11 protein-coding genes and 1 tRNA gene are annotated in these 16377 nt (G+C 69.4%); 6 read left to right on the top strand and 6 right to left on the bottom strand.

What is annotated here, in order from left to right:
- Positions 1-118: 118 nt before the first annotated feature.
- From ACX80I_RS15230 to ACX80I_RS15220, 3 genes are all read right to left on the bottom strand, one after another.
- On the bottom strand, positions 119-328 hold the full coding sequence (locus ACX80I_RS15230) for a YbdD/YjiX family protein (RefSeq protein WP_459345948.1): 210 nt from the start codon (positions 326-328) through the stop codon (positions 119-121).
- Positions 328-2604 carry a carbon starvation CstA family protein gene (locus tag ACX80I_RS15225; RefSeq protein ID WP_459345947.1) on the bottom strand — a complete coding sequence of 759 codons (2277 nt, stop codon included), beginning with the start codon at positions 2602-2604 and terminating at the stop codon, positions 328-330. The genes ACX80I_RS15230 and ACX80I_RS15225 overlap by 1 nt, the downstream gene beginning before the upstream one ends.
- A gap of 146 nt (positions 2605-2750) precedes the next feature.
- Positions 2751-2993 carry a hypothetical protein gene (locus tag ACX80I_RS15220; protein ID WP_297363870.1) on the bottom strand — a complete coding sequence of 81 codons (243 nt, stop codon included), beginning with the start codon at positions 2991-2993 and terminating at the stop codon, positions 2751-2753.
- 182 nt (positions 2994-3175) lie between these two features.
- Between ACX80I_RS15220 and ACX80I_RS15215 the strand changes: the two genes are divergently transcribed.
- Complete coding sequence (locus tag ACX80I_RS15215) at positions 3176-4207, top strand: FUSC family protein (protein WP_459345946.1); 1032 nt, start codon at positions 3176-3178, stop codon at positions 4205-4207.
- Here the strand turns inward: ACX80I_RS15215 and ACX80I_RS15210 are convergent.
- Positions 4204-5820, bottom strand: a complete 1617-nt coding sequence (locus ACX80I_RS15210) for a PucR family transcriptional regulator (protein WP_459345945.1) — start codon at positions 5818-5820, stop codon at positions 4204-4206. The genes ACX80I_RS15215 and ACX80I_RS15210 overlap by 4 nt on opposite strands.
- 108 nt (positions 5821-5928) lie before the next feature.
- Here ACX80I_RS15210 and ACX80I_RS15205 point away from each other — a divergent pair, with 108 nt between their 5' ends.
- Genes ACX80I_RS15205 through ACX80I_RS15195 form a run of 3 tightly spaced genes read left to right on the top strand, consistent with a single transcriptional unit; the run spans position 5929 to position 9305 of the window.
- A complete protein-coding gene (locus ACX80I_RS15205; protein WP_459345944.1) occupies positions 5929-7434 on the top strand; it encodes an amino acid permease in 1506 nt (501 codons plus the stop codon).
- Positions 7431-9131, top strand: a complete 1701-nt coding sequence (locus ACX80I_RS15200; RefSeq protein ID WP_459345943.1) for a flavin monoamine oxidase family protein — start codon at positions 7431-7433, stop codon at positions 9129-9131. The genes ACX80I_RS15205 and ACX80I_RS15200 overlap by 4 nt, the downstream gene beginning before the upstream one ends.
- A 48-nt stretch (positions 9132-9179) precedes the next feature.
- Positions 9180-9305: a hypothetical protein gene (locus ACX80I_RS15195; protein WP_459345942.1), complete on the top strand. Its 126-nt coding sequence runs from the start codon at positions 9180-9182 to the stop codon at positions 9303-9305.
- A 77-nt stretch (positions 9306-9382) separates the two neighbouring features.
- On the opposite strand, the gene ACX80I_RS15190 is transcribed toward ACX80I_RS15195, so the two are convergent.
- Both ACX80I_RS15190 and ACX80I_RS15185 read right to left on the bottom strand, forming a co-directional pair.
- Positions 9383-10216 carry a carbon-nitrogen hydrolase family protein gene (locus ACX80I_RS15190; RefSeq protein WP_459345941.1) on the bottom strand — a complete coding sequence of 278 codons (834 nt, stop codon included), beginning with the start codon at positions 10214-10216 and terminating at the stop codon, positions 9383-9385.
- A 144-nt stretch (positions 10217-10360) separates the two neighbouring features.
- Positions 10361-11335: an NAD(P)H-quinone oxidoreductase gene (locus ACX80I_RS15185; RefSeq protein ID WP_459345940.1), complete on the bottom strand. Its 975-nt coding sequence runs from the start codon at positions 11333-11335 to the stop codon at positions 10361-10363.
- 59 nt (positions 11336-11394) lie between these two features.
- Between ACX80I_RS15185 and ACX80I_RS15180 the strand changes: the two genes are divergently transcribed.
- Positions 11395-11482: transfer RNA gene (locus tag ACX80I_RS15180), tRNA-Ser, on the top strand.
- Between the two features lie 360 nt (positions 11483-11842).
- Positions 11843-16372 carry an ExeM/NucH family extracellular endonuclease gene (locus ACX80I_RS15175; RefSeq protein WP_459345939.1) on the top strand — a complete coding sequence of 1510 codons (4530 nt, stop codon included), beginning with the start codon at positions 11843-11845 and terminating at the stop codon, positions 16370-16372.
- The last annotated feature ends 5 nt before the right edge of the window (positions 16373-16377 follow it).

Here is a 16377-nt window from a genome sequence, read left to right as displayed (position 1 = left end):
CTATGCTCCCACAACCGCCGCCCGCCGGGCACTCCGGATCGGTGTCGCCCAGGACCACCGCCACACGCGACGAAGCCCGGCGCTCCTTGCGGATGCGCCGGGCTTCGTGCCGGGCCGCCTAGCAGCAGCGGCCCTCGGGATTGGCGTCCTGGCGGTCGGTCTTGTCCCGCCAGAACTCACGCTCGGTCATGGGCGGCCCGCCCGGATGGGTGCGCTCGTGGTGGTCGAGGTACGCCTGGTAGGCGTTCTCCCCCATGACCCCCTTGAACAGCCAGGCCAGCTCTCGCGCGGTGTCCCGGGCCCGGTGCAGGACCTGCGGCACGCTCATCAGTGTCCTGTCCGTGCCGGGCGCCTGCCCGGTGCGAGGTCGGCCCACTGGGACTCCAGCTCCTTCTCGGCCGGAGTCGCCACCAGGCCGGCCGGCGCGAAGATGCGGGACGCCACCGGGGAGTCCTCGGTCTCCGTGCCGCCACCGTTGCGGTAGGCCTTGATGGTCGCGAGGATCGCCGTCACGATCACGATGATCGAGAGCACCACGAAGATGATCGACAGCGTGCCCTGGATGGAGGTGTTGCGGACCACGGCCTCCATGGCGGCCACGGTCTTCGCGGTGCCGAAGCTCTCCTCGCCCGCCGCGAGGGCATTGCGGAAGGCCGCATTCTGCGCCCAGTAGCCGATGGCAGGGACCGGCGAGAAGATCTTCAGGAACGACGCCGTGATGGTCACCGCCGCGGCGAAGGCCAGCGGGAGTGCCGGGATCCAGAGGACCCGGAAGAGTCCGCGCTTGGCGCAGATGGCCATGCAGACCGCGAGCGCGATGGCCGCGAGCAGCTGGTTGGCGATGCCGAACAGCGGGAACAGCGTGTTGATGCCGCCGAGCGGGTCGGTCACGCCCATGATGAGGATCGCTCCCCAGCCGGCGACCATGATGGCCGTGCAGATCCATGCTCCGGCCCGCCACGAGGTGTCACGGAAGCGGGGCACGAAGTTGCCGATGCTGTCCTGCAGCATGAAGCGGGCGACGCGGGTTCCGGCGTCGACCGCCGTGAGGATGAACAGCGCCTCGAACATGATGGCGAAGTGGTACCAGAAGGCCATCATGCCGCTACCGCCGAAGACGCCGTGCATGATCTGGGCGATGCCGACCGCGAGGGTCGGGGCTCCGCCGGTCCGGGAGACGATCGATTCCTCGCCCACGTTGGAGGCGAGCGTCGAGAGGACGTCGGGCGTGAGGCTGACCCCGGTGAGGCCGAGGCCGTTGACGAATGCCACGGCACCCTCGACGGTGCCGCCGGTCGCCGCGGCGGACGAGTTCATGGCGAAGTAGATGCCCCGGTCGATCGACAGGGCGGCGACGAGCGCCATGATCGCGACGAAGGACTCCATGAGCATGCCGCCGTAGCCGATGAAGCGCGTCTGGCGCTCCTTCTCGATCATCTTCGGGGTGGTGCCGGAGGAGATCAGGGCGTGGAAGCCCGAGAGGGCACCGCAGGCGATCGTGACGAAGAGGAACGGGAACAGCGGCCCCGCGACGACCGGTCCCGTGCCCGTACTGGCGTACTCGCTGACGGCCGGGACGCTGATCTCGGGACGGGTGATGACGATGGCCACGGCGAGCATGACGATCGTGCCGATCTTCATGAACGTGGACAGGTAGTCACGCGGAGCGAGCAGGAGCCAGACGGGCAGGACGGCGGCGATGAAGCCGTAGATGATGATGCCCCAGGCGATCGTGACGCGGTCCAGCGTGAACAGCTCGGCGCCCCAGCCGGTCTCCGCGATCCAGCCGCCGCCGATGATGGCGAGCAGGAGGAGGACGAAGCCGATGAGGGAGACTTCGGTGACCCTGCCGGGGCGCAGGTAGCGCAGGTACACGCCCATGAACAGCGCGATCGGGATGGTCATGGAGACGGAGAAGACGCCCCACGGGCTCTCACCGAGGGCGTTCACGACGACGAGGGCGAGGATCGCGACGATGATGATCATGATCGTGAGGGTCGCGATCAGCGCCGCGGTCCCGCCGATGACGCCGAGCTCCTCGCGCGCCATCTGGCCGAGCGAGCGTCCGCCCCGGCGCATGGAGAAGAACATCACGAGGTAGTCCTGGACGGCCCCGGCGAAGATGACGCCGATGATGATCCAGAGGGTCCCGGGCAGGTAGCCCATCTGCGCGGCGAGGACGGGGCCCACGAGCGGACCCGCGCCGGCGATGGCGGCGAAGTGGTGGCCGAACAGGACGCGGCGGTCCGTCGCGGCGTAGTCCTTGCCGTCGGCCTTGTACTCGGCGGGGGTCGCCCGCCGGTCGTCGGGCTTCAGGAGGTTCCGCTCGATGAACTTGGAGTAGAACCGGTAGGCGATGAGGTAGGTGCAGACGGCGGCGAAGACGAACCAGATGGCGTTCACCGTCTCGCCCCGGACGATGGCCAGGATGGTCCAGGCGATACCGCCCAGGAGTGCGACGCCTACCCACAGCGCGATCTTCGCCGGGGTCCACCGGCGGTCTTCTGCTTCAGCCTGCTGCGGGTCGACGGCGACCGCGGGCAGGTCCGGATCCGTCACCAGCACGTCGGCGTGCCGGTGGGCTCCGTTCTGCTTCTTACTCATGATGCTCCTCGGGTGCGAGAGTGTGATGCACACGAAGGTAGCAACGTAGTGAGCGCCGCGTCACATGGCAAGCCTGCCGGGCGACGGAATGCGCCGAACGCACCCGCCCCTGCGGCAGGTGGGCCGGCGCTCCCCGACCCGGTCGGTCAGGACGACCTGCGGGGGCCGTCGTCGTCGCCGAGCACGGCGGGCGGCTCGTCGTCGTTGGCGTTCATGCCCTCGCTGATGCTCGCGTGCGTCCTGGTGCGGCTGTCGGCGGGCTCGTCCGCGTCGTCGGTCGGTCCGTTGTCGATGCCGTCCGGCACCTGGTCGCCGAGGTTCTCGGCGAAGCTGTCGGCTGCCTGCGCCAGTCCGCCCTCGTCCCCGTCGTGGCCGTGATGCGTGCTCACTGTGCTGCTCCTTCCGGTTGACTGTCCTGCAACCTTTGCACAGCCACGGCCGAATCGAAAGCATGCTGATGATGCTTCCGCGCCTGCCGGCCGGGCCCGGACGGGAGTAGGGTTGATCGATGGCATCGTGCCATCCGATGCCAGCGGCGCCGTCGATTCCTCCGACCGAAAGCCCGCAGTCCGTGCACCTCCTCCGCGACCTGGTGAGCATCACCCCCTCCGCCGACGACCACCACCCGGCACTGCGCTGCGCGATCGGAGTGGGCGTCCCCTTGCTCGTGGTGCTGCTGATCGGACGCCTCGATCTTGCCGTCTTCGCCACGTTCGGGGCCTTCGCCGGCATCTACGGGCGGAATGAACCGCACCGCCAGCGCCTCGCCACCCAGATCCGTGGCGGCGGGCTCATGCTCGCCGTGATCCTGGCGGCCGCACTGGCCTCGCGCGGCGACGTCGGGCCCTGGGGACTCGTCCTGCTCACCAGCGCGGTCGCCGGGCTCGGGACCTTCGCGGCGGGACTGTTCCGCCTCCGGCCGGGAGGCTCCCTGTTCCATATCTTCGCTTTCGCGGCGATCGCCTCCGTCCCCCAGCAGCTCCCGCTGCTGCAGGGACTCGGCACGGCGGTCGCCACCGTCGTGTTCGCCGTGCTCCTGGGGCAGGCGGGCGCACTCTGGCCGCGTCACCGCACGGGCTGGCAGCGCCCGGCGGCGGACCGGCCCACGCTGCGGCACCTGGCCGGACTGGCCCGGGAGTCGGCCCTGTACGTCGTCGCGGCCCTGCTCGCCGGCAGCGCGGCCACGGCGCTCGGGATCGGCCACACCTACTGGGCGATGGTCGCGGCGACCGTGCCCCTCGTGGGACAGACGGCACGGGCACGCACCAACCGGGGGCTGCAGCGGATCCTCGGCACGGTTGCCGGGCTCGTCCTGACGGCGCTGATCCTCCTGCCGGGGCTGGCTGCGTGGCAGTTCGTCCTCGTGATCGCCGTCGCCCAGTTCGCGGCCGAGATGTTCATCCTGCGGCAGTACGCCCTCGCGCAGGCGTTCGTCACGCCACTCGCCCTGGTCAGCACGGAACTGGCGCACCCGAGCGATCCGGCGGTGCTCCTCGCGGATCGTGCCGTCGAGACCCTCATCGGGGCCGGAGTCGGCATCGCGCTCGTGCTGGCCCTACATCTCCGGCAGCGTGCCGTGCAGCTTTCCGCACGCGGCGCCTAGCCCGCCGCCGGCGCGGGGTTCACCTCGTCCAGATACTGGAGGGCGATCAGCAGTTCGGCCCGGACCGGCGCGCTCCCGAGGTCCATGCCGAGCAGTTCGGCCAGCACGCCGATCTGCCGCCGTACGCTGTTGCGGTGCAGTTGCAGCCGCTTCGCCGCGCCGTCCCAGCTGCCGTTCTCGTGGAGCCAGCCGTTCAGGACCGTGAGCAGGGGGTCGCGGCGGTGCGGCTCCAGGGAGAGGACCGGGTGCAGGAGGCGCTCTGCCAGGGCGGTGCCTGCCTCACGGCCCAGAAGCCCTGCCACCGACCACGTCACGTCGTCCGCCCGGACACTCCTCCCGCTGGACTGTACACGCGCGCGCAGGGAGCTGACCCGCTGGTAGGCGGCAGCCAGGCCGGAGAGCTCCGTCCCCTCGCCGACGACGAGGCGCCAGCCCATCCTCTCGATATCGGCCAGGAGGGAGGAGTCGACCCTGAGCCGCGTGATCGCGGCGAAACCGTAGTCCGTGATCTCCACCAGCTTGGTGTCGAACAGCCGCCGCCATTGCAGCAGCTCCCGGATAGGCCCGTCACCCGGAAGGCCATCGGCGGGATCGGCCCTGATGCCCTGTACCACCCGCATCGGCGCGGATCGTGTCGAGGAGAGGCTCTGGGCGAGCAGGTCCCTGAGCACGTTCAGCTGCCGGGTGTCACCGTTCGTGAGGCTGTCGGGATGCAGCAGGACGGCCGTTGCCAGCTGGCTCGGAGCCAGGGAGCCGCTGGTCCTCTGCCGCACCAGGAGCTCCAGCAGGCCGATCGCCGCCTGGACCACGCTGTTCTGGGCGGCGGTCAGGGGTGCGTCACAGCCGAGGATCAGGGCACCGAGGTTGGCATCCTTGGTGCTCCGTAACGGGTGTCCGTACACCAGCGCGGAACCCGGCTGCTCGAAGCCGTCCATCTCCACACGGGGTCCGCTACCCGAGAACAGCCGCTCCACCAGAGGCGCCAGCAGTACGGGGTCGATCTCCGGGTTGTTCCCGCGGGCACGGATCCGCCCGTCCGTCCCTACCAGGAGGGCCCACACGGGCACCTTCTGCACCAGCGCACCCAGGAGTTCATGTTCCGGCCTCGGGGAGAGCACCGCCCGCATGAGCTGCCGGTTGGTGTCCGCCAGCTGGCGGAACGCCCGGGCGTTCTCGGATTCGAGCAGCTGCGAGAACTCGAGTCCGATGGCCGCGAACGGCAGTGTCGAGGGGACTTCGAACAAGGTCAGGTTCCGGCGTCGGCAGGCGCTCACGAGCACGTCCGGAACCGCATCGAAGTAGGGCTGGATCCCGAAGCCGAGGGCCGGCACGCCGGCGTCCACCAGGCGCCGGACATAGGCATCCACGCCGGCTTCCGAGCCGCCGTCCCCCAGGAACGGCAACCCGCAGGTCAGCAGGAACTCGCCCTCGGGAAGGTACGGCGTCGGATCCTCGAGTTCGCTCGGCTCGACCCACCGGAGCAGCTCGGAACCGCTGCCGCCGTCGTGGAGCAGCCTCAACTCGGGCCGCAGCTGCTCGACGAACTGCTCGAGCGTGACGACACCCGGGCGGGCCGGGGCGGGAACCTGCTCGTCCGGTGTAATACGTCCCATGAACGACCACTCTAGGTCATTTCGCACCAGGGTGAGACTCGGCTCACATGCCATGGTGGTTCCCGGAAAGAAACTACTGTGAAGGGACGTCCACAGGTGACTCTGCCTATGAACGCTGAGAAGACAACCATCCCGGGCGAGGGCCGGCCGGGCCTGGGCGCCCAGCTGCTCCGGCGTAAACCTATCGACCAGATGGTCGGCGAAGCCGGAAGCGACGGCGGAGGTGCGCCCCTCGTGCGCAGCTTCGGGGTTCTCCAGCTGACCATGATCAGCGTTGGTGCCACGCTGGGCACGGGCATCCTCGTGATCCTGGGCGAGTCGGTCCCGCTGGCAGGTCCGGCGATCTGGATCTCCTTCGTCCTCGCCGGTCTGGCCGCGCTGTTCTCCGCCGCCTCCTACGCCGAGATGGCCGGGCTGGTTCCCGTCGCCGGCTCCAGCTACTCGTACTCCTACGCGACCATGGGTGAAGGGATGGCCTGGATCTGTGGCTGGTGCCTGGTGCTCGAGTACGCGGTGTCCGTCGCCGCCGTAGCGGTCGGCGCAGGCCAGTACGTCAACGAGACGCTGGCCGGGTTCGGCCAAGTCCTGCCTGCTGCACTGTCCCAGCCCCCGGGCGACGGCGGCGTCGTGAACATCCCCGCGATGGCGATCGTGCTGCTCTCCATGGTCCTGCTGGTCCGGGGCGCGCGTGAGAGCGCCCGGATCAACACGGCCATCGTCGTCATCAAGGTGTGCATCCTGCTGTTCTTCTGCGCAGTGGCCTTCACCGCCTTCGACGCCGGCAATTTCGAGCCGCTCCTGCCCATGGGTGCGGCCGGCGTCTCGGCCGCGGCCTCCCGCGTCTTCTTCTCCTACATCGGCTTCGATGCCGCCTCCACCGCCGGTGAGGAAGCCCGGAACCCCAAGCGCGATCTCCCCCGCGCCATCCTGCTGTCCATGCTCATCGTGACCAGCGTGTACGTCCTCGTCGCCGTCGCCGCCATCGGGGCCCGCCCATGGGGCTGGTTCGATGGAACGGAAGCGGCGCTGGTGCAGATCCTGCAGGAGCTCACGGGCCGGCCATGGATCGCCCTCGTCTTCTCCGCCGGTGCCGTGCTCGCGATCGCGAGCATCGTGCTGACCGTCCTGTACGGCCAGACACGCATCCTCCTGTCGATGTCCCGCGACGGACTCGTTCCGCCCGTCTTCGGGCGTGTCTCACGCCGGACGGGGACACCCGTCGCCGGAACGCTCATCGTCGGCACCGTCGTCGCCGTGACCGCGGGACTGGTCCCGCTCGGAGAGCTTGCCGACGCCACCAGCATCGGCACCCTCTTCGCCTTCGCGCTGGTCAACGTCGCGGTAGTCTACCTGCGCCGCAACCGGCCGGACCTCCCGCGCAGCTTCCGCGTCCCGTTCTACCCCGTCACACCCATCCTGGGAACGCTGATGTGCGCCTACCTGATGGCCAACCTCGGCGCCGCCACGTGGCTCGTCTTCGGTGTGTGGATGCTCGTGGGCATCGGCATCTACGTCGGCTACGGACGCCGGAACTCCAAGGTCGCGGCCCTCAGCGAACTGGACTACCGCACACTGACCGCCAAGCCCTCGACCCTGCAGGAGACGCACCCGTGACCACCGCCACCGAACTCCCGGCCGACGATCTCGCCGCCGCCCGCAAGGCGGCCTCCCCGATCACCATGCTGAACCCGGACTTCCCGTTCAGCTACGACCACTACCTCGCCCATCCCGACGGCCTGGGGTCGGTCCCGGAGGAACTGCTCGGTACCGAGGTCGCGGTCATCGGCGCCGGCCTCTCCGGCCTCGTCACGGCCTACGAGCTGATGAAGCTGGGGCTGCGGCCGGTGGTCTACGAGGCGGACCAGATCGGTGGACGCCTCCGGACAGCGGCCTTCCCCGCGGCGCCCGGCGTCGTGGCGGACCTGGGAGGCATGCGCTTCCCCGTATCCGGCAGGGCCTTCTACCACTACGTGGACCTGCTGGGAGTGGAGACCGAGGACTTCCCCAACCCGCTCTCGTCGGCCTCCTCCAGCACCGTGATCGAACTGGCCGGCAAGAAGCACTACGCCACCACACCGGAGGACCTTCCCCCCTTCTTCCAGGAGGTGGCCGACGCCTGGAAGGCAGCGATCAACGACGGCGCCAGGTTCACCGAGATGCAGGATGCCATCCGCTCGCGGGACACGGTCCGGATCAAGGAACTCTGGAACGACCTGCTGCCGCGAATGGACGAGCAGACCTTCTACGGCTTCATCGCCGCGAGCAAGGCCTTCAAGGAGGCAGGCTTCGCCCATCGGGAGGCCTTCGGGCAGGTGGGCTTCGGCACCGGAGGCTGGGACACGGACTTCCCCAACTCCATCCTGGAGATCCTCCGGGTGGTGTACACGGACGCGGACGACCAGCACCGCCTCATCCGCGGAGGAGCGCAGCGCCTGCCGGAGGCCCTGTGGCACCACGCGCCGTCGGGGATGAGGCACTGGCCGGAGGGGACCTCCCTCGCGTCCCTGCACTCGGGTTCACCCCACGGCGCCGTGGGCAGGATCAGCCGGGACCCCGACGGCGACCTGCGCGTCCGCGAACGGTGGGGTCGCGAGGCCAGCTACCCGGCCGTCGTGACCACGTGCCAGTCCTGGCTGCTGTCCACCCGGATCCACACCCAGGAAGCGCTGTTCCCTGCCGACCTCTGGACCGCGATGGAACGGTCGCACTATATGCAGTCGTCGAAGACCTTCGTGATGGTGGACCGGCCCTTCTGGAAGGACATCGACCCGGAGACGGGCCAGGAAGTCCTGTCCATGACCCTCACCGACCGGCTGAACCGCGCCACCTACCTGCTGGACAACGGACCGGACAAGCCGGCCGTCATCCTGCTGTCCTACACCTGGAACGATGACGCCCTGAAGTGGCTGGCCCTGGACGCGGACGAGCGCGTGGAACTCATGCTGCACTCGCTGGAGCAGATCTACCCGGGCGTGGACATCGCCGGCCATATCGTGGGACAGCCCATCACCGTCTCATGGGAGGCGGATCCGAACTTCATGGGCGCCTTCAAGGCGAACCTGCCGGGCCACTACCGGTACCAGCAGCGATTGTTCACGCACTTCAAGCAGGACGCCCTCCCGGAGGGCCAGCGCGGCATCTTCCTGGCCGGTGACGACATCTCCTTCACCGCCGGCTGGGCGGAAGGCGCCGTGACGACGGGCCTGAACGCGGTGTGGGGCGTGGTGAACCACCTGGGCGGGTCGTCCGCACCGGGCAATCCCGGTCCCGGGGACCTGCTCGACGCGATCGGGCCGATCAGCCTCGACTGACCTCGTCATCAGCGTGCCGGCAACACCCCCCGAACGAAAGGCTCCCCCATGCTGTCGTCCGTCCTCCCCGCTCCCGCAGCGAACCCCCCGGCGCCCGCCGACGACGGCACCCCGCCGGCGGATGCGCCCTGCACGCCCCGCTGCGAGTACTGCTCCGGCCCGGAGACGGACTAGGCCCGCTCCGCCGCCCGGGCAATAGGGGCATCCCGACGAGGAACGACACGGGGCCTTCCGCGGAAGGCCCCGTGTGCTCAGGCGCTGTTCTCCCAGGTCCTGTACACCTCGGGGCGGCGCTCCCTGAGGTAGGGGACGCCGTCGCGCGCGGCGCGCACAGCGTCCGGTGCGATCTCGGCGAACAGGAGGGTGGGGGCGTGTCCGGCCGCGGCCAGGAGGGAGCCATCCGGCCCGGCGATGACGCTTCCGCCCTCGAAGTCGTACACGTCCTCGCGGCCGCTGTGGTTCGCGTACGCCACGACGAGCTGGCTCTCCAGGGCCCGGGACCGGATGATTACCTGCGGCACGGACTCGAACCCGGCGGACAGGGCGGTCGGCACCAGCAGCAGCTCCGCGCCCCGCGTGGCCGCGGCCCGCACTGCCTCGGGGAACTCGACGTCGTAGCAGATCAGCAGGGACGTCCGGACTCCCTTGAACTCGACGACGCCGGGAGGATCCTGGGCGGGGACGAACGCTGCACGCTCCTCCGCGCCGAAGAGGTGGACCTTCCCGTAGTGGAGGACCTGGACCCCGGCGGCGTCCAGGAGGGTGGCCGTGATCTGCCACCCATTGCCGTTGGAGCTGCCGTCGGAGCTGCCTTCGGGCTGCTCGGGTGTGGCGGGAAGGCTGTACACCAGGCCGATGCCGTGCCGCCGCGCGATCCCGGCGAGGCGCTGCCGAACCTCCGGCAGCACCGCAGGATCCAGCTCGGCGGCGAGCCGCCGGGGTGCGTACCCGACCGGAAAGAGCTCCGGTGTCAGGAGGATGTCCGCCCCTGCCTGCGAGGCGCGCCCGGCGGCCTCGTCGATGGTCCGGAGATTCGCCTTGACGTTCAGGACGTCGGCGTGGGCCTGCAGGACGGACAGCAGCATCGGTACCACCTTGGTTGTGCCGGCCCGGAAGGGCCAGGAGTGCTCTCCCCAGTTTAATCGGCGAGGCATCCGCTGACCGGGTCGTTTCGTCCCACGGGCAGGAGTCTCCGGGCACATCGCCCGCAGTGGCCGTGCGCGGTGCTCCTAGGGCATGAGCAGCAGGATCTTGCCGGTGTGCTCCCCGGCATCGAAGTAGGTGTGGGCCTCGGCCACCTGCGCCAGGGGGAAGGTCCGGTCCACGAACGGCCGGACGGCACCGGTCGCCACGAGCGGCCAGACGCTCTCGCGCACCGCTGCCATGATGGCTGCCTTTTCGGCGACGGGTCGTGCCCGGAGGGTGGTTCCCGCGATGCTCGCCCGCCTGCCCATGAGCGCTCCGAGGTCGAGCTCGGCCGTCGCTCCGCCCTGCAGTCCGATGACGACGAGCCGTCCGCCGGTGGCGAGGGCCTGGATGTTGCGTGCCAGGTATTTCGCGCCCACGACGTCGAGGATGACGTCGGCACCCCGGCCGTCGGTCGCCGCCATCAGCTCCTGGACGAAGTCCTGCTCCCGGTAGTTGACGAGGGTCCGTACGCCGAGGGAACGGGCGACATCGAGCTTCGCGGCGGAACCGGCGGTCACATGCGGCACCGCTCCCAGTGCGAGGCTCACCTGGATGGCCATCACGCCGATGCCACCGGACGCCCCGTGGATCAGGACGTCGTCGCCCGGCGCGAGGCCGGCCTGCAGGACGAGGTTCGACCACACGGTCGCGGCGGTCTCGGGAAGCGCGGCGGCCTCGACGAGGCCCACGCCCTCCGGTGCCCGGACCACCTGCCCGGCCGGCACCGCCACCTTCTCCGCGTACCCTCCACCTGCGAGCAGGGCGACGACGGCGTCCCCTTCGGCGAACTGTGAGTTGCCCGCGTCCGCGATGGTGCCGGACACCTCGAGACCGGGCACAGCGGACGCACCCGCGGGCGGCGGGTAATAGCCGCGCCGCTGCTGCACATCGGCCCGGTTCAGCCCGGCCGCGACGACGTCGATGAGTACCTCGCCCGCGCCCGGCACCGGATCGTCGACCTCCTGCACGGAGAGGACCTCCGGCCCACCTGCCCCCTCGATCACCACTGCGCGCATGCGATCCTCCAGTCCCTCGGTATTTGGGCGTCACCGCCCTTCGTGAAACACTAGCGGCGGGAAGGTTGTCCGAGCGGCCGAAGGAGCTGGTCTTGAAAACCAGTGGGCGGTCACCCCGTCTCAAGGGTTCGAATCCCTTACCTTCCGCTCATCAGGAGGCCCCGCATGGCGGGGCCTCCTTCCTTTTCGGCAGGAAGCGGACACCGACCGGGAGACCCGTGCTGCGTCGGGAACGCATGATGCGGAGGACACTCCAGTGGACGGAATGCCCGAGGACGCGGGTCGACAGTGCGATGCGTCCACGGATCCCCACCGATAACTCCTGATGTTCCGGGCCCTCTGGCTTTTTAGTAACCCATTGTTAACGATGTTCTGGTTGGCTCCTCCCGGGGACGGAATTGTCACCTGTGTCACATAGGGTGCTTCTGCCAACACGCCACCCATCGAGGGTCGGCGGGCTTCACTCGCGGCTGCTGGGCAGCCTTCGTCAAGGAGAAGAACGAACGAATGGTTTATTCGTCATGGAAGGGAGCGCTCGGTGCGGCGCTGTCGGTGGGGCTGATCGCCTCACCGATGATCGCACTGCCGGCCAACGCCGTGGAGACACCACCGGCAACGGCATCTGCCGCGGGCACCGGCGTCATCATCAACGAGGCCTATCTGTCGGGTGGCTCCGCGGGGACGCCGTTCACCAACAAGTACGTGGAGCTCTACAACCCGACCGACGCACCGGTGAGCCTCGACGGGTGGTCGCTGCAGTACCGTGCGCCGGGGTCCACCGCGACACCCGCTGCGACCGCACTCCGGGGCATCATCCCGGCCAAGGGCTACTTCCTGGTCCAGGGCGGCTCCAACGGCACGGCCGGGTCCGCCCTGCCCACCCCTGACCTCGCGACGGGCCTCAACCCCGGCGCCGCGGGCGGCGTCCTCGTGCTGTCCGATCAGGCCGCGACCGTCGGCGCCCTCCGTATCGGCAGCATCGTCGGTACGCCCGGCGTCGTCGATGCCCTGGGCTATGGCACGGCCAACGCGTTCGAGGGCACGGCCGCACCGACACCCGGCGCCGGAAGCACGAAGTCCGCCAACCGCACCGGCTTCGCCGACACGGACGACAACGGTGCCGACTTCACGCTGCAGGACACGACGCCGATGAACAGCGCGTCGGCCGCCGGCTCCACACCGACGCCCACGCCCACTCCGACGGCTCCTCCCACGCCGGGCGCGGTGGTCCCCATCCGTGACATCCAGGGCACCGGGACCGCCACGCCGCTCTCCGGCCAGACGGTCACCACGCGCGGCAAGGTCACCGCGGCCTACCCCACGGGCGGATTCGCCGGCTTCTACCTCCAGACGGCGGGCAGCTCGGCAGCAGCCGACCAGACCGCGTCGGACGCACTCTTCGTCTTCTCCCCCGACACGGTCGCGTCCGTGGCCGTGGGTGACTACGTGGAGGTCACCGGCACCGCCGGGGAGTTCTTCAACCTGACACAGCTCACCGTCCCCGCCGGCGGCACCATGAAGCTCACCGAGGCAGCCGAGGAGCCCAAGGCCTCCAGCATCGCCCTGCCCGCCACCGACGCCGCACGGGAAGCCGTCGAGGGCATGCTCTTCCAGCCCGCCGGCGCCTACACGGTCGCCGACAACTACACGCTCAACCAGTACGGCGAGGTCACCCTCGCGGCCGGTACCGAGCGCCTCCTCCAGCCCACCGACGTCGCGCGTCCGGGCACCCCGGAGAACGCAGCGGTCGTCGCCGACAACGCGGCCCGGAGCGTCCGGCTCGACGACGGCGCCACGACCAACTTCTTCGCGCAGGCCAACCGCGGCAAGGTACTCCCGTACCTCACGGCGTCCCAGCCGGTCAGCGTGGGCTACAGCGCCGCGTTCACCTCGCCGGTGATCCTCGACTACCGCAACAGCGCATGGAAGTTCCAGCCGCTTGCTGAACTGGACGGCGCGAACCCCGACGCTCAGCCCGTGCAGTTCGCCGGCGAACGCCCGGCCGCGCCCCAGCCTGTCGGCGGCTCCCTGAAGCTCGCCTCCTTCAACGTGCTGAACTACTTCCCCACCACCGGCGAGGAGCTCGCCGGGTGCAAGTACTTCACGGACCGCGCGGGCAACCCGATCACCGTCGACGGCGGCTGCGACTCCCGCGGCGCCGCGAACAAGGAGAACCTCGAGCGCCAGGAAGCGAAGATCGTCGCCGCGATCAATGGCCTCGGCGCCGACGTCGTCACCCTCATGGAGGTCGAGAACTCCGCCAAGTTCGGCAAGGACCGCGACTTCGCCCTCGCCACCCTCGTCGAGGCGCTGAACGAGAAGGCCCCCGGCACCTGGGACTACGTCCGCTCCCCCGCGGCCGTCCCCGCCCTCGCCGACGAGGACTTCATCCGCACCGCACTGATCTACAAGAAGGCCGTCGCGGAACCCGTCGGCGAGTCGGTCATCCTCAACGACACCGTGGCGTTCTCGAATGCCCGCAAGCCCCTCGCACAGGCCTTCAAGCCGGTCGGCGGCAGCGACGCGGAGACTTTCCTCGCGATCGTCAACCACCTCAAGTCCAAGGGCTCCGGCCCGAGCTCCGGCGGCAACACCGATACCGGTGACGGCCAGGGCGCCTGGAACGCCGCGCGCGTCGCCCAGGCACAGGCCCTCGTGGGCTTCGCCGACTCCATGAAGGCGGCGGCGAAGACCGACAGGGTCTTCCTGACCGGCGACTTCAACGCCTACACGATGGAGGATCCCATGCAGGTCCTCTACGACGCCGAGTATGTCGACCAGGGCAAGAAGGACGGCAAGTACTCCTACGTCTTCTCGGGCCTCAGCGGATCCCTCGACCACATCCTTGCGTCACCGGCGGCGGACGCCACCGTCACGGGCGTGGACACGTGGAACATCAACTCGGTGGAGTCGGTCGCCCTCGAGTACAGCCGCTTCAACAACAACGTCACCGACTACTACGTGGCCGACCCGTATCGCGCCAGCGACCACGACCCCGTGGTCGTCGGCATGGACCTGGCACCGGCCGACACGACCGCGGAGCTCAACCTGCTCAACATCAACGATTTCCACGGTCGGATCGACGCCAACACGGTCCGGTTCGCGGGGACGGTCGAGAAGCTGCGCGCCGAGTTCGGCGAGGACAAGACGGCCTTCCTCTCGGCCGGTGACAACATCGGTGCGTCGCTGTTCGCCTCCGCCCTCCAGGACGATCAGCCGACCCTCGATGTCCTCGACGCGCTGGACCTCCGGGCGTCGGCCGTGGGCAACCACGAGTTCGACAGGGGCTTCGGGGACCTGACCGGACGCGTCGCCGACACGGCGGACTTCCCCTATCTCGGTGCGAATGTCTACACCAAGGGCACCACCGAGCCCGCACTGGATGAATACTCGATCATCACCGTCGACGGCGTCGATGTCGCAGTGATCGGCGTCGTCACCGAGGAGACGGCGACGCTCGTCAGTCCCGGCGGCATCGCGAACGTCGACTTCGGCGACCCCGTGGAAGCGGTCAACCGCGTCGCGGAGGAGATCGAGGATCAGGGCCTCGCCGATGTCATCGTCGCCGAGTACCACGAGGGCGCCGGCGACGGCGTCGTCGAGGGCGCGACGCTCGAGCAGGAGATCGCCGCCGGCGGTTCGTTCGCCCGGATCGTCACGGAGACGACCCCGCTGGTGGACGCGATCTTCACGGGCCACACGCACAAGCAGTACGCCTGGGATGCACCCGTTCCTGGGGCCTCCGGCGAGACTCGCCCGATCCTGCAGACCGGTTCCTACGGTGAGTTCATCGGCCAGATCACACTGACCGTCGACACCACCACCGGAGACGTCGAGTCCTACACGGCCCGCAACGTCGCCCGGACCACCGACGCGGACGCCGCGCTCGTGGGCGCCTTCCCGAGGGTCGCCGAGGTCAAGAGCATCGTCGACGCGGCCATCGCGCAGGCGTCGGTCATCGGCAGCCGGCCCGTCGGGTCGGTCACCGGGGACATCACGACAGCCTTCACCGGCACCACGCGGGATGACCGCACCTCGGAGTCGACGCTGGGCAATCTCGTGGCCGACTCCCTGCGGGCCAGCCTCTCCCCCGCCGAACGTGGCGGAGCGCAGATCGGCGTCGTCAATCCGGGCGGGCTCCGCAATGAGCTCTACTACGCACCAGACGGCGTCGTGACCTTCGCAGAGGCGAATGCGGTGCTGCCGTTCGTCAACAACCTCTGGACGACCACCCTGACCGGTGCGGAGTTCAAGGCGATGCTCGAGCAGCAGTGGCAGCCGGACGGCAGCTCGAGGGCCTTCCTGGCACTCGGACTGTCGGACAACGTGAGCGTCACCTACGACCCGACGCTGGCACGGGGCTCGAGGATCACCTCGGTCCTGATCGACGGCGCGCCCCTCGATCCCGCCAAGGACTACAGGATCGGAACCTTCAGTTTCCTGGCCCAGGGTGGCGACAACTTCACGGTGTTCCGTGAAGGGACCGACACCCGCGACTCCGGACTGGTGGACCGGGACGCCTGGATCGACTACATCCGGGCCAACAGCCCGCTGTCGCCGTCCTTCGACCGTCGCACCGTCCAGGTGCAGGGCGCTCCGACCACGGTGAAGGCAGGCGCCGCCGTGTCCTTCGCCGTGTCGAAGCTGGACCTGACGTCACTGGGCAGCCCGGTCAACACCACGCTGGCTGCCGGCTTCGTGGCCGCCGATGGCACCACGACGCCGCTGGGCTCCGTCCCCGTCACGGGCGGGAGCGCCACGGTGAGCCTCACCGTTCCGGCCACTGCGAGCGGGCAGGGACGCATCGTCCTGACGGCGGCACCCAGCGGGACGACGGTGACTCTTCCGGTCACGGTCGAAGCGGTTCCTCCGGTCGAACCGCCCACGCCGGGCAAGCCGGAGAAGCCCGGCAAACCCATCAAGCCGGGCAAGCCCGCCTGCTCCGAGCCGGCCCTGCCTGCCGAGGGGGCGAACAACGGCAGCTGGGCGAGCTACCGTGCCCACCTGGCGAACTACCACCGCTGCCTCGAGGGCTAGGTAGA

Source organism: Arthrobacter rhamnosi (genome assembly GCF_054510855.1).
The sequence above is the reverse complement of the archived record's forward strand: the minus strand, read 5'-3'. Positions and strand labels throughout refer to the sequence as shown.

What these genes read in the sequence shown, in the direction of transcription:
- ACX80I_RS15185 (WP_459345940.1), bottom strand. Translation starts at nt 11,335, where the DNA reads ATGCGCGCAGTGGTGATCGAGGGGGCAGGTGGGCCGGAGGTCCTCTCC.
- ACX80I_RS15195 (WP_459345942.1), top strand. Translation starts at nt 9,180, where the DNA reads ATGCTGTCGTCCGTCCTCCCCGCTCCCGCAGCGAACCCCCCGGCGCCC.
- ACX80I_RS15225 (WP_459345947.1), bottom strand. Translation starts at nt 2,604, where the DNA reads ATGAGTAAGAAGCAGAACGGAGCCCACCGGCACGCCGACGTGCTGGTG.
- ACX80I_RS15190 (WP_459345941.1), bottom strand. Translation starts at nt 10,216, where the DNA reads ATGCTGCTGTCCGTCCTGCAGGCCCACGCCGACGTCCTGAACGTCAAG.
- ACX80I_RS15205 (WP_459345944.1), top strand. Translation starts at nt 5,929, where the DNA reads ATGAACGCTGAGAAGACAACCATCCCGGGCGAGGGCCGGCCGGGCCTG.
- ACX80I_RS15210 (WP_459345945.1), bottom strand. Translation starts at nt 5,820, where the DNA reads ATGGGACGTATTACACCGGACGAGCAGGTTCCCGCCCCGGCCCGCCCG.
- ACX80I_RS15175 (WP_459345939.1), top strand. Translation starts at nt 11,843, where the DNA reads ATGGTTTATTCGTCATGGAAGGGAGCGCTCGGTGCGGCGCTGTCGGTG.
- ACX80I_RS15230 (WP_459345948.1), bottom strand. Translation starts at nt 328, where the DNA reads ATGAGCGTGCCGCAGGTCCTGCACCGGGCCCGGGACACCGCGCGAGAG.